Genomic DNA, 13,393 nt, shown 5'->3' with positions numbered 1-13,393 from the left:
CCGAAAAGCATGTCCGCCGACCTCCTTGACTTGAGCTGTCACGGCGATCGAACGGACAAATGGCTGGGACCACCGACGCGGCGCGTCGGTGGTCCCATAAAGGGCAATCCAGGTGGTCCCATCACCCTGGCAAAAATCAGGTCACACTGGTCCCAGCCTCATGGCAGACGACAGATCGCCGTCGCCGACGGGTTGGGTATTTCCCCCGTCAAGCGGATCGGCGGCCTGGGCTTCGTAACCCCTGGTCAGCCAATACACCGTCTGATCCAGGATGGGCAGGATGTCGGTGACGGCGATCTCGCCGGCGGTAAAGCGTCCCAACAGTCCGTAGATCAAACTTGAAATGATGGAGTCGAGATTGGCAACGAACTCGTCCTCGACATCGGCGAGCACCGCCATGCCCGCCGGAAGGACGAAGTCCAGCCCGAATCGAAATAGCTGCTGTCCCTTGGGCGAAGACCGCACCCGGAAGAAGGCCATGAGCATCTGAGGGTGACGCTCCCACGGCTCGAAGATCGCGCGGAAGAGCTCCATCAGCCCCTGGTGCAGGGAGGGCGCCGGTTCCCGCGCTGGGACGGTGATCCCTGCGTACCGGTGCTGCTGCATCCAATACTCCAGCGCGGCCAGGATGAGGTCGTCGCGGGTTTGGTAGCGCTTGTAAATGGTCGCGAGCGAGCTACGCGCGAGGCGAGCGACCTCTCGGAGCTGGACCGAGTCGTAGCCCGTGGACTCCAACAGCTCGACGACGACATCGAGCAGCCGGTCACCGTCGAGCCGTTGCGTACCTTTCCCGTCCATCGCCCTTGCCCTTCTGCGGAAAACGTGGTTACTCTAACCCGAGTAACGCAGTTACTCGGAATGTCGTGGCATGCGCAACGAAGCGAGGAATGATGGGTTCTCTAGACGGCAAGGTCGCATTTGTCACCGGTGTCGGTCGCGGGCAAGGGCGCAGTCATGCCGTCCGGCTCGCCTCCAACGGCGCCAACATCATTGGCGTGGACATCTGCGCTGACATCGAGTCCAACGGATATCCGATGGCCTCGCGCGCCGAGCTCGACGAAACGATCGCCTTAGTGGAGGGGGCGGGCGGCAAGATGTTGGGTTCGGTGGCTGATGTCCGTGACTTCCAAGCGCTCAAGTCGGCGCTGGATGCGGGGGTCGACCACTTCGGGCGGTTGGACATCGTTTGTGCCAACGCGGGTATTGCGGCGATGGGATTCCGCGAGCTGACGATCGAGGAGGAGCTCCAGATGTGGACCGACGTGGTTGACGTGAATCTGGTCGGGTCCTTCCACACCGCCAGAGCCGCGATGCCGCACCTGATCGACGGTAAGCGCGGCGGGTCCATCGTGTTCACAAGCTCGACCTCCGGGCTGGTGGGCTTCGGCGGTATGCAGGGCGGTGGATTGGGATACGCCGCGTCCAAGCACGGCATCGTCGGGCTGATGCGCACTTTGGCCAATGCTCTGGCACCCCACAGCATCCGAGTCAATACCGTGCATCCGACGGCGGTCAACACCATGATGGCAACCAACCCCGCCATGACGGCGTTCCTGGAGCACTACCCCGACGGCGGCCCGCATTTGCAGAACCCGATGCCGGTCTCGATGCTCGAACCCGAAGACATCAGCGCCGCGGTCGCGTTCCTGGTCTCTGATGAGGGCAAATACATCACCGGTGTGACCTTCCCCGTTGATGCCGGCTTCTGCAACAAGCTATGAGAGGGCGCGTCGAGGGTAAACGGGTCCTGATCACCGGGGCAGCGCGCGGTATGGGGCGGAGTCACGCAGTACGGCTGGCCGAGGAGGGCGCCGACCTCATCCTGGTCGACATCTGTGAGTCCGTCCCGATGATCGAGTATCCGCTCGCTGCTGCCGACGAACTCGCAGAGACCGCACGCCTGGTCGAAGCGTTGGGGCGGCGCGCCGTTACGAAGGTTGTCGACGTACGTGATGAGGAAGATCTTCGGACGGCGGTGGACCAGGGGGTGGAGGAATTGGGAGGCCTGGATGCCTCCGTGGCCAACGCCGGGGTGCTGACCGGGGGAACCTGGGACACCACCACGGCGGAGCAGTGGCGTGCCGTGGTCGATGTCAACCTGATCGGCACCTGGAACACCTGCCGGTCGGCCATACCGCACTTGCTCGAGCGCGGCGGCAGCCTGATCAACATCAGCTCGGCGGCCGCGATCAAGGGCTCTCCGCTGCACACCCCGTACACCGCGTCCAAGTTCGGTGTCATCGGGATGAGTAGGGCGTTGGCCAATGAGCTTGCGGCGGTGAATATCCGGGTTAATACGGTGCTGCCCACCGGAGTGGCCACCGGTATGCAGCCAGAGACATTGCACACGCTGCTGCACGACAAGCGTGCCGATTTGGGCCCGATCTTCCAGAACGCGCTGCCGATCGTGATGACGGAGGCCGTCGACATCAGCAACGCGGTGCTCTACCTCGTGTCTGACGAGGCCCGCCATGTCACCGGCCTCGAACTCAAGGTCGATGCCGGCGTCAGCATCCGTTGACTTCGAACAACAACAATCTGATGAAAAGAGCTTGACGTGACCACCTACGCCCCCGAACGACTTGAGCGTGGCCGCCGCGCCTACGCAGAGATCATGACTGTGACGGCACCGTCGGATGAGTCTCCGACGACCATGCATCTGCTCGACTTCGTGTTTGCAGAGGTGTGGCAGCGGTCCGGGTTGACTCGTCGCGAACGCCGGTTCGTCACCTTGCCGTGCGCGGCGGCGGCCGATGCTGAGGGCCCGCTGCGCGACCACGTATATGCCGCGCTCAACAGCGGTGACGTCACCATCGCCGAGATGCAGGAAACGGTACTGCATTTCGCGGTGTACGGAGGATGGCCCAAGGCGTCACGCTTCAACCAGGTCGTCGACGAAGAATGGGCACGCATCCACAGCGAGCGGGGCCTGCCGGTGCCCTCACCGGAGCCTCTGTTGCCCTTGGCCACGCCAAGCGATCCGGAGGCTCGGCTGGCCGTAGGGGAGCAGTCGTTCAAGGACATCAACTGCCTGCCCTTCGCGCCCATCCGGGACAATCCGTTTCAGGGAGCGGGGATCTTGAACTTCGTGTTCGGCGAGATGTGGCTTCGGCCGGGGCTGGGTATGAAGGAGCGACGCCTGATCACCGTCGCCTGTGTCGCATTCCAGGACGCCCCGTACCCGATCCTGAGTCATGTCTACGCTGCGTTGAAGAGCAAAGACCTGTCCTTTTCCGAAATGGACGAATTGGCCTTGCATTTCGCCGCGCACTATGGCTGGCCCAAGGGCTCGCACCTGAACCAGGTCATCGGTGAGCAGAAGCAACGGGTAACCCAAGAGTGGGCCGATGAGGCGACGGTCATCTCATGACCTCGGCTCTCCCGGATTCGATCGCCGGCTTGCTGATTGGGTCGGACCGGATCACCTCGACATCGGTCGACCACTATTCACACATCTATCCCGGCACGGGCGAAACCAACGCCACGGTGGCGTTGGCCGGGGCCGAAGAGGTGGATCGCGCGGTCGCGGCGGCCCGCGATGCGCAACGTGAATGGTCGGCGCTGACGGTGGACCGCCGCCGTGATCTGCTGATCGACCTCGCCGACGTGGTACACGGCCATCTCGGCGAACTGGCCGAACTGAACACCCACGACTACGGCGTACCGATCTCGTATGCGGGCAATGCCATCATGGTCGAACAGTTCCTGCGCCACTTTGCCGGTTATGTCGACAAGCCGCTCGGATCCAGCACACCGGTCAGCGGCAGTCCCGATCTGAACTTCATCGAGCGCGAACCCTATGGCGTCGTGGGGGTCATCGCCCCGTGGAACGGCTCTCTGGTGGTCGCCGCATCGTGTGTGGCACCGGCGCTGGCCGCTGGGAATGCGGTGGTGTTCAAGCCATCTGAGGTGGCGCCGCTGGCGGCACTGCGCCTTGGCGAATTGTGTCTGGAAGCGGGCCTGCCGCCGGGGCTGGTAAACGTCGTGCCTGCCGCCGCCGCCGGTGGGGAGGCATTGGTGCGGCACCCCGGAATCGGCAAGATTCATTTCACCGGTGGTGGGCAGACCGCCCGCGCCGTGCTCAGGGCAGCCACCGAGAATCTGACCCCGGTGGTGACCGAGCTCGGCGGGAAGTCGGCCAACCTCATCTTCGCCGACGCCGACCTGGACGTGGCCGCGGCGCGGTCGGCGCACCAGGGCCCGCTGATGCAGGCCGGTCAGAGCTGCGCGTGTGCGAGTCGCATCCTGGTGCACAACGATGTATACGACGCTTTCCTCGAGCGGTTCCTGGACGTCGTCGGTGCGGCGCGCGTGGGCGATCCCCTTGATCCGACAACCGGTTTCGGTCCGGTGATCTCCGGTGCGGCCCTGGAACGTATCCACGCAGCGGTGGACCAGGCTGTCGCCGAGGGAGCCGGTGAGCTACTTACCGGCGGGCATCGAATCACCGAAGGCGCACTCGCGAAAGGGTATTACCTGGCGCCCACGGTGCTGGGCAACGTCGACAACCGCTCCGTGCTGGCCCAAACCGAAACGTTCGGGCCGGTGGTCTCGGTGATCCCCTTCAGCGACGATGCCGAGGCCGTGCGCATCGCCAACGACACCTCATATGGTCTGAACGCATTCGTGCACACCCACGATCTCAACAGAGCCCACACCGTGGCCCGGCAGTTGGAGTCCGGTTCGGTGTGGATCAACCAGGGCAGTCGGATATCTCCCCAGGGGCCTTACGGCGGCTACAAGCACAGCGGTGCCGGTCGCACCGGCGGCTTGGAAGGGCTGCAGGAGTTCCTGCAGGTCAAGAACATCCGCATCGGGTTGGGCTAGCAGCGCGCCGTGGCTGCCCGGGCGCTGCGGCAACGAATCGCGGCCCGCGAATATCACCCGGAGTTGCGCCGGCCCAGTCGGTATCTGCCTACCGCGTTGGTGACGCCGACGTCGGTGCGGATCTTCCGCCGGATTCCCCGACGAGCCGGCGCTCACCTTGGTACCTCGTTGAGCACGCTGACATCAGGCGGCACCGTCCGGGTGCATCGGCCAGCCGTGGCCGCCGAGGCCAGCGGCGCTGCGCTGCTGTGGATCCACGGCGGAGGCTACGTCCTCGGGAATGCGGCGATGGATGACCGCCTCGCCCGACGGATGTCCCACGAGTTGGGGATCATCGTCGCGGCAGTCGACTACCGACTCGCGCCGGAGCATCCGTATCCAGCCGCTCTGACCGACTGCTATGAGGCGCTGGTCTGGTTGGCTGCGCATCCGGAGGTGGACTCTCGGCGCATGGCGATCGCGGGGGCGAGTGCAGGCGGGGGGTTGGCCGCCGCACTCGCTTTGATGGCTCGTGATCGCGGTGAGGTCGACATCGCGGCGCAGATCCTGCTCTATCCCATGCTCGACGATCGGACTTCGCAGCGCCCAGACCCCGACGCCACGCTGCGCCGACTGTGGAACAACACAAGCAATACGCTGAGCTGGACCGCCTACCTTGGTGGTGCCGATCCGCATGTCGCGGTACCCGCGCGCCGTGGCGATCTGGGTGGTGTAGCTCCGGCGTGGATCGGGGTTGGCGCGCTGGATCTGTTGAGCGATGAGGCCTGCAGTTATGCACGGCGTCTGTGCGACGCCAGCGTTGACTGCAGGCTCACCGTTGTCCCAGGCGCGTTTCACGGATTCGATGCTGTTGCCCCGCACACCGGCGTTGCCACAAGGTTTTTCGACAGCCAGTGCGCAATGCTCCGGGACTACCTCGGTCTGCGGCGCCCTCAGAGCTGAGCGTAGACGCTCTTGGTCTGCAGAAACGCCTCGACACCTTCGCGGCCCCATTCGTAACCCCAGCCGGACTGCTTCCAGCCACCGAAGGGCATCGAGTGGTCGAAGACCATCTGGCAGTTGACGGTGACCGTACCGGACTCCAGACGCTTGGCAAGCCGGTGGGCCCTGCCGACGTCCTTGGTCCAGACAGCGGCTGACAACCCGTAGTCAGAATCGTTGGCCAGATTCACGACTTCGTCGTCCTCGTCGAAGGGCAGGACCGGCACAACCGGTCCGAAAATCTCCTGCTGGAACAGCCGCATGACGGGGTCCACGTCGGTCAGTACCGTCGGATGAACGAAATAGCCCTTTCGATCCAACCGATGTCCGCCGGCCACCACCTCGACGCCGTCCCGCTTGCCCTCATCGATGAAGCCCAGCACCCGGGTGAGCTGCTTCTGGCTGATCAGCGGACCGATCAACGCATCGTCCTCGGCCGGGCCGCCCAGCTTCACCGTGTTGGCCAGGTTGGCAATGCCTTCGAGGACACGGTCATAGACACGACGCTGGGCGAAGATGCGCGAGCCGCAGATGCATCCCTGTCCGGAGTGGATGAAGATACCCATCGCCGCCATCAGGATGGCCGTGTCGAGATCTGCATCGTCGTAGATCAACACCGGCGACTTGCCGCCGAGTTCCAGGCTCACCCGCTTGAGGTTTCCGCTGGCGGCCTGCACGATCCGCTTCCCGACCTCGGTCGAACCGGTGAAGGCTACCTTCTCGATCCCGGGGTGTTCGGTGATCGCGGCACCGGCCGTATGCCCGTAGCCGGTGACCAGATTCACCACACCTTCGGGCACGCCCGCCTGAGCGAGCAGCTTGTCGATCAACAGCGCCGACAACGGCGTCTCCTCCGCGGGTTTGACCACACTGCTGCAGCCGGCGGCCAGGGCCGGTGCCAGCTTGGTACACGCGTTGAACACCGGACCATTCCACGGAAAGATCAGCCCGACGACGCCATAGGGCTGTGTGAGGGTGTAGCCGTGCATGTTGGAGAAGACGCCGGTGATGCCACCGGTCTGCTGCACGTCGTGGGCAATGCCGTTGAGCTTGGTGCACCAACCGCCGTAGTAACGGAAGATCTCCGCACTGGTGCCCATGATTGCGCGGGCTTGCATCAACGGCATACCCGTATTCTTCGAATCGATTTCGGCGAGCGCGTCGGCGTGTTCATCGATCAGATCGGCAACGCGCCAGAGAACCTTGGCCCGCTCCGACCCGGGAAGCCCTTGCCACACGCCGGATTCGAAACTGGCACGTGCGCGGGTTACCGCTTCGTCGACTGCTGCCGCGCCGCCGTCCGTGAATTCGCCGACCTGCTCCTCGCTGGCCGGATCGATGATCGGGATGGTCTCGCCGGTGCCCGGACGCTGTCGGATCTCGTCGAGCACTGCCTGAAATGTCATCTGTTGCAACCTTTGTCGTTGATATCGAGTGAGGGGTTGGAGCTACGAGGCGCGGTCGAACTCGATGTGTAGCTCGGAAAGGCCGCGAAGCAGGAAGGTCGGGTCGTAGACGTAGTTCCGCTGGTCGGCCGGGCCGTGGAACGACTCATCGATCCGAATCTCGCTCATGCGGTCGAGTAGCCGACGCACGGTGATCTGTCCTTCGACGCGGGCCAGGGGCGCACCCGCGCAGGTATGGATGCCGCGCCCGAACGCGACGTGCTCGCGGACATTCTTACGCTCCGGGCGGAACTCATGCGGATCCTCGAACTTGCGGGGATCTCGGTTGGCCGCACCCAGGCACAGCATCACGATGGTACCGGCCGGTAGCGACACCCCACCCAGTTCCGTCGTCTTGCGGACCAGACGGAAGTCGACCTTTGTCGGAGCGTGCATCCGAAGCGCCTCTTCGATGAATGTCGGTATGCCCTCGGGGTTTTTGCGTAACTTCTGCTGGTATTCGGGGCGGTCCCCGAGTACCTGCACCGCGGCGGACAGCAGCTTGGTGACTGTGCGAGCGCCGGGTCGGAGAAGAAGTCGGCGGAGGCAAGAGCGGTCATGGCCGGAGTGATCCTTTCACGGATGAGTCGACGGGAATGGGCTGCGAGCATCGAGGACGGGCGGCCTCAGTCCACGGTGATGCTGATGGCGCCTCGCGGACAGGCGTCAATGGCCGCGTAAACCAGTTGCCAGCTGTCGCCGGAGGGTTGCGCGACGCAGGTCGCCACGTCGTCCTCGGGGAGGTCGAATACGGAGGGTGCTGTTTCAAGGCACAAGGCGTGTCCCTCGCATAGGTGCGGATCGATGACCACCCGCTTGTCCCTGCTCATCGCAACGGCCTGTCGTCACTGCCGGATTGCATCTGGAAACCGCCAATCTCGCGTGAGTTGCCACCGGGCTGATCGAATGATCGATTTACATGAGTACTGCACGCGTGTCACGACGCGTAGTCAACGATAGAGATGATGGGTGTTACCAGAGGCATTAGGCTTACGCCTCGACGCTGGTCGGCGGGGCGGGCACGGGCGGATGACTCTGCAGATTACCTGGTCGATCGACCAGCTATAGAACTCGCCGTTGTTGCGCTGAGAGGTGCTGTCTTGGGGCAGCCCAACGTGAACACCTCGAAGTTCATGAAACAAAGGGTGATTTAAGGCGCAATGAGCTGTCCCGCAGAACTAGGCCGGCGGCGCCAGGCGGTACACCGCGTCGGCGTAGTCATCGCTGATGTACACCGCGCCGTCGGGGCCGACGACGGCGGCCACCGGGCGGCCCCAGCGCGTGCCGTCGGGGTACTGGAACCCACCCACCAGGGTCTGCTGCTCCCCCAGAACACCGTCGCGCCAAGCGAAGAATGCCACCTCCGGGGCGCGCGGCGGGGTGCGGTTCCATGAGCCGTGCACGCCGATCAGCGCCCCGGGGCCATACGGCGGGGGCAGTTCGACGAAGTTCATGCCCAGCGGCGCGGAGTGCGCGGGCAGGCTGCGTTCGATGGGAGGCAAAGCGGCGCAGTCCATTCGGCTGCCGTCGGGATTGGTCTGCGCATCGCGCGCGAAGCCCAGGTCGGTGGGCCCGCCCACGGGATTGCAGAACGGCCAACCCAATTCGCGGCCCGGCGTCAGCAGCGCCAGCGCCTCCGGCGGATTGTCGTTGACGTACCCGGTGCGGACCTCGCCGGTCTCGGGCTCGGGAACGTTGTCGCGGCCGTTGACCGCCGTCCACACGCCACCGTCGGGGGCGACCGCCAGGCCGGTGCCGTTGCGCACCCCTGTCGCGAACGGTTCGGGCGCCCCGCCGCCGGGCGGGATCCGCATGATGGTCGCGCGCGGCGGCTCGGCGTCGCGGTCCTCGGCCGAGATGTTGCCCGTGGACCCGATGGAGAACAACACCGACCCGTCGGCACCGAGCACCACGCTCTTGAGCGCGTGCTCGTAGATCCCGCGCAGGTCCTCGAGCGAACCATCCGGCAGCCCGGGCGCGATCACCTGCGGATTGGTGGCCTGCCCGTCGGCGTAGCTGTACACCGACACCTGATTGCTCTCCGCGACGTAGAGCCGGTTGCCGTCGAAGGCCAGGCCGTGCGGCTCGGTCAGCTCGCCCAGCAGCACCGAGGTCTCCCCATCGTCGCCGATGCGCAGCACCTCGCCCGTCGACGGCACCGAGACCAGCAGCACCCCGTCGGGCGCCCACGCCAACAGCCGCGGACCCGAGGTCCGGGCGTAGACCGACATGGTCCAGCCCTCGGGCACCAACGCCTCGCGCGGCTGGGTGAACGGCTGCTGGCGCATGTTCTCCGGGACCTCGACGGTCACCGGCACCAGTCCGGGCGGCGGCGGCGCGGCCGTCGGCGACGGCACGGCACGCGGCTCCTCCGGCGGGGGTGCGCTCCCGCAGCCCGCCACCAGGGCGGCCGACAGCGCGACGCCGGCCAGCACCACCCAGCTCTTACGCGCCCAAGCTCGCATGCATCTCCCATACCAGGATCTCGGCAGGTTCGACGGCGGTGACCTGCTGCCCACCGGTCGCGGTGAACCGCACCGCGTCCCCGGTGCCCAGCACCCCGGCGTCCTCGAGGGTCACGGAACCCCGCGCGACGAACAGGTGCAGGTACGGCGCCTCGGGCAGCTGCACCGACCGGCCGGCCGGCAGCCGCGCGCCGTGCAGGGCCGCGTGCTTGTTACGGATGCCGATCGCGGTCTGGCCGCGATGCTCCGGGCGCCCGGAGGCGATGGTCACCAGGTTGCCGCTCAACAACTCGTCGTCGATCTCGAGCTGCTGATAGCCGGGCGGCACCCCGGACTCGTCGGGAATCACCCACATCTGCACGAAATGGACTGGCTCGTCATGGGTTTCGCCCGTCAGCCGCCACGAGTCGTTCTTCTCCGAGTGCTGGATGCCGCTGCCGGCCGACATCCGCTGCGCCAGGCCCGGGTAGATGACCCCGGAGTTGCCCGTCGAATCCTGATGCACCAGCGACCCGCGCAGCACCCAGGTGACGATCTCCATGTCCCGGTGCGGGTGGGTGTCGAAGCCCTGACCGGCGGTGACGACGTCGTGATTGTTGACCAACAGCAGGCCGTGATGGGTGTTGGCCGGGTCGTAGTGCTGGCCGAACGAGAACGAATGCCGCGAGTCCAGCCAGTCGACGGCGGTATGGAGACGGTCGTCGGCACGCCGGATATCGATCACGGGTGCGGTCATCAAAAAATCACTCCTCGGGCTTGGGGCCAGGGTACCGAGGCCCGAGGCCGCCCCCGCGCGGCGCGGTCGTAGTCTGTGGCCGTGGATATCAACGGAACCAGCGCAATCGTCACAGGTGGCGCGTCCGGCATCGGTGCGGCCACGGCCCGCCAGCTGGCCGCCAAGGGCGCCAGGGTCGTCGTCGCCGACCTGCAGGCAGACCGCGGGCAAGAGCTCGCCAAGGAGATCGGCGGGGCGTTCGTCTCCGTCGACGTCACCAGCACCGAGCAGATCGAGGACGCCGTCAACACCGCCGTCGACCTCGGCCCGCTGCGGTCCCTGGTCAACTCGGCCGGCATCGGCTGGGCCCAGCGCACCATCGGCAAGGACGGCGAGTTCGCCTCGGCGCACAACCTCGATGCCTACAAGAAAGTCCTGGCCATCAACCTGGTCGGCACCTTCGACTGCATCCGGCTGGCCGCCACCGCGATGAGCCGGCTGGACCCCACCGACACCGGTGAGCGCGGCGCGATCGTCAACATGACCAGCGTCGCGGCCTTCGACGGGCAGATCGGCCAGGCCGCGTACTCGTCGTCCAAGGGCGGCGTCGTCGGGCTGACCCTGCCAGTCGCGCGCGACCTGTCGGCCTCGGGCATCCGCGTCAACACCGTCGCCCCGGGCCTGATCGACACCCCGATCTACGGCGAGGGTGAGGCGTCGGAGGCGTTCAAGGCCAAGCTCGGCGAATCGGTGCTGTTCCCGCACCGCCTCGGCAAGCCCGACGAGCTGGCGTCGATGGTGATCGAGCTGCTCACCAACTCCTACATGAACGCCGAAGTCGTCCGCGTCGACGGCGGCATCCGGATGCCACCGAAGTAGTCGTTCCGCGCATCACCCGGCCATATCGCGGCAATTCCGCGAAGATGGTCGGGTGATTGTGCAACGCAGTGACAAGGTCTCCATCGTCGGACTGGGCAGCGTCGGCACCGCCATCGCCTACGCGTGCCTGATCCGGGGTTCGGCCGGCGCGCTGGCGCTCTACGACATCGCCGCCAAGAAGGTGCGCGCCGAGGTGCTCGACCTCAACCACGGCTCGCAGTTCGTGCCGCACTGCCCAGTCGACGGCTCCGACGACATCGCCGTGACGGCCGGTTCGGAGATCATCGTCGTCACCGCGGGCGCCAAACAGGACCCGGGGCAGACCCGGCTGGAACTGGCGGCCACCAACGTGGCGATGGCCCAGCAGCTCACCCCGCAACTGCTCGAGCATTCCCCGGACGCGATCATCGTGTTTGTCACCAACCCCGTCGACGTCGTCACCTACGCCGCCGCCAAGGCCGTCGACGCGCGCCCCGGCCATATCTTCGGCACCGGAACGGTGTTGGACTCCAGCCGGTTTCGCTACCTGATCGCCCAGCGCGCCGATCTGTCGGTGTCCAACGTGCACGGCTACATCGTCGGTGAGCACGGCGACTCCGAGATCCCGCTGTGGTCCAGCGTGTCGATCGGCGGGGTGCCCGCGACGCACTTCACCCGCGACGGCGTGCCCCTGTTCGACGAGACCGCCCAGCGCGAGATCACCCAGGGCGTCATCAACGCGGCCTACGAGATCATCGAGGGCAAGGGCGCGACCAACCTGGCCATCGGGCTGTCCACCGCGCGGATCATCGAGGCCATCATCGGCGACCAGCACCGCGTGCTGCCGGTATCCACGCTGCAGGAAGGGGTCTACGGCCTGGACGACGTGTGCCTGTCGTTGCCGACGGTGGTGACCGGCCGCGGCGCGGGTCAGGTCCTCGAAATCCCGCTGGCCGGTGCGGAACTGGACGGGCTGCGGGCCTCGGCGGCGACGCTGCGGCAGGTGTGGGAGTCGGTGCGCTAGAGCGATTCGGGCAGGCCGAACTTCGCCCAATCCGAGTTGTCCAGGAACGCCACCACGTGCGCGACGGCACCGTCGACGATATCCAGGACGTGCAGCTGGAACGGCACGTGTTTCCCGGAGTCGTTGTCCCACATGTACATTGCCGCCGCCGACTGGCCGTTGGCGGTCAGCGGGATCAGCCGCATGTCGCCGGGCTTCTCGGCCGGGCAGTTGTGGTGGATCAGCGCGCCGATCGCCGGACCGCCCTGATACCAGCCGACGAACGGCGGCATCTCCCAGATGGCTTCCTCGGTGAACATCGTCACCAGCTTGTCGATGTCGTACTCCTCGAACGCCGCGATGTAGCGGGTGAGCAGTTCCTGGGCCTCGGGGCTGTCCGGGGCCGGGAGCGTGGACTCCTCGCTGGGGCCGACGGCGGCCAACTGGGCGCGGGCCCGCTGCAGCAGGCTGTTGACCGCCGGGACCGAGGTGCCGATGGCCTCGGCGACCTCGGCGGCCTTCCACTGCAGCACGTCGCGCAGCACCAGCACCGCGCGCTGGCGCGGGGACAGGTGCTGCAGCGCGGCGATGAACGCCAGGCGCACCGATTCGCGGGAGCCGACGATGTCGGAGGGGTCCGAGTCGTCGGGCAGCGGCTCGAGCCACGGGACCTCGGCGCGCGGGACCAGTTCGGCCACCGGGTCGCTGCTCGGGGCGCCCAGCCCGGTGGGCAGCGGGCGGCGCTGCCTGCCCTCGAGCGCGGTCAGGCAGGTGTTGGTGGCGATGCGGTGCAGCCAAGTGCGCACCGAGGACCTGCCCTCGAACCGGGCGTAGGACTTCCACGCCCGCAGATAGGTTTCCTGGACCAGATCCTCGGCGTCATGCAGCGATCCCGTCATGCGGTAGCAGTGCGCCAGGAGTTCCCGGTGGTACTGCTGCGCATCGCTGAGGAAGGTGTCCGGATCTTCGGCGAGCACGCTCACACCGGCAGAGCTTACGCGCGAACCCTGACAGGATTCTTGGGTGCAAAGCCTCTGACTTCGGTCCGGGGTGAGCCATCTCGTTGTTCGGCGTGCGCGGCTTGCCAGTCAGGGTGGTC

13 protein-coding genes and 1 pseudogene are annotated in these 13,393 nt (G+C 66.1%); 7 read left to right on the top strand and 7 right to left on the bottom strand.

The window, feature by feature from the left end:
• Nucleotides 1-141: 141 nt before the first annotated feature.
• Nucleotides 142-798, bottom strand: coding sequence for a TetR/AcrR family transcriptional regulator (locus EL338_RS22420; protein WP_126335747.1), 657 nt, complete (start codon nucleotides 796-798; stop codon nucleotides 142-144).
• 92 nt (nucleotides 799-890) lie between these two features.
• Here EL338_RS22420 and EL338_RS22415 point away from each other — a divergent pair, with 92 nt between their 5' ends.
• From EL338_RS22415 to EL338_RS22395, 5 genes are all read left to right on the top strand, one after another.
• The gene (locus EL338_RS22415) at nucleotides 891-1,721 is read left to right on the top strand and encodes a mycofactocin-coupled SDR family oxidoreductase (protein ID WP_126335746.1); all 831 of its coding nucleotides are present in this window, start codon (nucleotides 891-893) and stop codon (nucleotides 1,719-1,721) included.
• On the top strand, nucleotides 1,718-2,521 hold the full coding sequence (locus EL338_RS22410) for a mycofactocin-coupled SDR family oxidoreductase (protein ID WP_126335745.1): 804 nt from the start codon (nucleotides 1,718-1,720) through the stop codon (nucleotides 2,519-2,521). Before EL338_RS22415 ends, EL338_RS22410 begins: the two co-directional genes overlap by 4 nt.
• A 93-nt stretch (nucleotides 2,522-2,614) precedes the next feature.
• Nucleotides 2,615-3,370 carry a carboxymuconolactone decarboxylase family protein gene (locus EL338_RS22405; RefSeq protein WP_170217511.1) on the top strand — a complete coding sequence of 252 codons (756 nt, stop codon included), beginning with the start codon at nucleotides 2,615-2,617 and terminating at the stop codon, nucleotides 3,368-3,370.
• On the top strand, nucleotides 3,367-4,827 hold the full coding sequence (locus EL338_RS22400) for an aldehyde dehydrogenase family protein (RefSeq protein ID WP_126335743.1): 1,461 nt from the start codon (nucleotides 3,367-3,369) through the stop codon (nucleotides 4,825-4,827). The genes EL338_RS22405 and EL338_RS22400 overlap by 4 nt, the downstream gene beginning before the upstream one ends.
• 9 nt (nucleotides 4,828-4,836) lie before the next feature.
• The gene (locus tag EL338_RS22395; RefSeq protein ID WP_235666255.1) at nucleotides 4,837-5,769 is read left to right on the top strand and encodes an alpha/beta hydrolase; all 933 of its coding nucleotides are present in this window, start codon (nucleotides 4,837-4,839) and stop codon (nucleotides 5,767-5,769) included.
• Here EL338_RS22395 and EL338_RS22390 read toward each other — a convergent pair.
• The 5 genes and pseudogenes from EL338_RS22390 to EL338_RS22370 all read right to left on the bottom strand — a co-directional run bounded on the left by EL338_RS22390 (nucleotide 5,760) and on the right by EL338_RS22370 (nucleotide 10,454).
• Complete coding sequence (locus EL338_RS22390) at nucleotides 5,760-7,214, bottom strand: aldehyde dehydrogenase family protein (protein WP_126335742.1); 1,455 nt, start codon at nucleotides 7,212-7,214, stop codon at nucleotides 5,760-5,762. The genes EL338_RS22395 and EL338_RS22390 overlap by 10 nt on opposite strands.
• A 42-nt stretch (nucleotides 7,215-7,256) precedes the next feature.
• A pseudogene (locus EL338_RS22385) lies at nucleotides 7,257-7,775 on the bottom strand (cytochrome P450); the annotation flags it as partial.
• Nucleotides 7,776-7,879: 104 nt separating this feature from the next.
• Entirely contained in the window at nucleotides 7,880-8,083 is a 204-nt protein-coding gene (locus EL338_RS22380; RefSeq protein ID WP_126335741.1) for a ferredoxin, read from the bottom strand.
• A gap of 348 nt (nucleotides 8,084-8,431) precedes the next feature.
• Nucleotides 8,432-9,718 carry a PQQ-dependent sugar dehydrogenase gene (locus EL338_RS22375; RefSeq protein ID WP_126335740.1) on the bottom strand — a complete coding sequence of 429 codons (1,287 nt, stop codon included), beginning with the start codon at nucleotides 9,716-9,718 and terminating at the stop codon, nucleotides 8,432-8,434.
• Nucleotides 9,699-10,454 (bottom strand): pirin family protein, encoded by a 756-nt coding sequence (locus EL338_RS22370; protein WP_126335739.1) that lies wholly within the window; start codon nucleotides 10,452-10,454, stop codon nucleotides 9,699-9,701. Before EL338_RS22370 ends, EL338_RS22375 begins: the two co-directional genes overlap by 20 nt.
• Before the next feature lie 81 nt (nucleotides 10,455-10,535).
• On the opposite strand from EL338_RS22370, the gene EL338_RS22365 reads away from it, so the two are divergent.
• On the top strand, nucleotides 10,536-11,312 hold the full coding sequence (locus EL338_RS22365; protein ID WP_126335738.1) for an SDR family NAD(P)-dependent oxidoreductase: 777 nt from the start codon (nucleotides 10,536-10,538) through the stop codon (nucleotides 11,310-11,312).
• Nucleotides 11,313-11,370: 58 nt separating this feature from the next.
• Complete coding sequence (locus EL338_RS22360) at nucleotides 11,371-12,315, top strand: L-lactate dehydrogenase (protein ID WP_372941981.1); 945 nt, start codon at nucleotides 11,371-11,373, stop codon at nucleotides 12,313-12,315.
• Here the strand turns inward: EL338_RS22360 and EL338_RS22355 are convergent.
• Nucleotides 12,312-13,277: a sigma-70 family RNA polymerase sigma factor gene (locus EL338_RS22355; RefSeq protein ID WP_126335736.1), complete on the bottom strand. Its 966-nt coding sequence runs from the start codon at nucleotides 13,275-13,277 to the stop codon at nucleotides 12,312-12,314. The genes EL338_RS22360 and EL338_RS22355 overlap by 4 nt on opposite strands.
• Nucleotides 13,278-13,393 lie beyond the last annotated feature (116 nt).

The sequence above is a fragment of the Mycolicibacterium chitae genome (assembly GCF_900637205.1).
GTDB lineage: Bacteria > Actinomycetota > Actinomycetes > Mycobacteriales > Mycobacteriaceae > Mycobacterium > Mycobacterium chitae.
The sequence above is the reverse complement of the archived record's forward strand: the minus strand, read 5'-3'. Positions and strand labels throughout refer to the sequence as shown.

Coding starts and splice junctions, on each gene's coding strand:
- EL338_RS22405 (WP_170217511.1), top strand. CDS start 2,615: ATGACTGTGACGGCACCGTCGGATGAGTCTCCGACGACCATGCATCTG.
- EL338_RS22370 (WP_126335739.1), bottom strand. CDS start 10,454: ATGACCGCACCCGTGATCGATATCCGGCGTGCCGACGACCGTCTCCAT.
- EL338_RS22380 (WP_126335741.1), bottom strand. CDS start 8,083: ATGAGCAGGGACAAGCGGGTGGTCATCGATCCGCACCTATGCGAGGGA.
- EL338_RS22400 (WP_126335743.1), top strand. CDS start 3,367: ATGACCTCGGCTCTCCCGGATTCGATCGCCGGCTTGCTGATTGGGTCG.
- EL338_RS22415 (WP_126335746.1), top strand. CDS start 891: ATGGGTTCTCTAGACGGCAAGGTCGCATTTGTCACCGGTGTCGGTCGC.
- EL338_RS22410 (WP_126335745.1), top strand. CDS start 1,718: ATGAGAGGGCGCGTCGAGGGTAAACGGGTCCTGATCACCGGGGCAGCG.
- EL338_RS22420 (WP_126335747.1), bottom strand. CDS start 798: ATGGACGGGAAAGGTACGCAACGGCTCGACGGTGACCGGCTGCTCGAT.
- EL338_RS22375 (WP_126335740.1), bottom strand. CDS start 9,718: ATGCGAGCTTGGGCGCGTAAGAGCTGGGTGGTGCTGGCCGGCGTCGCG.
- EL338_RS22390 (WP_126335742.1), bottom strand. CDS start 7,214: ATGACATTTCAGGCAGTGCTCGACGAGATCCGACAGCGTCCGGGCACC.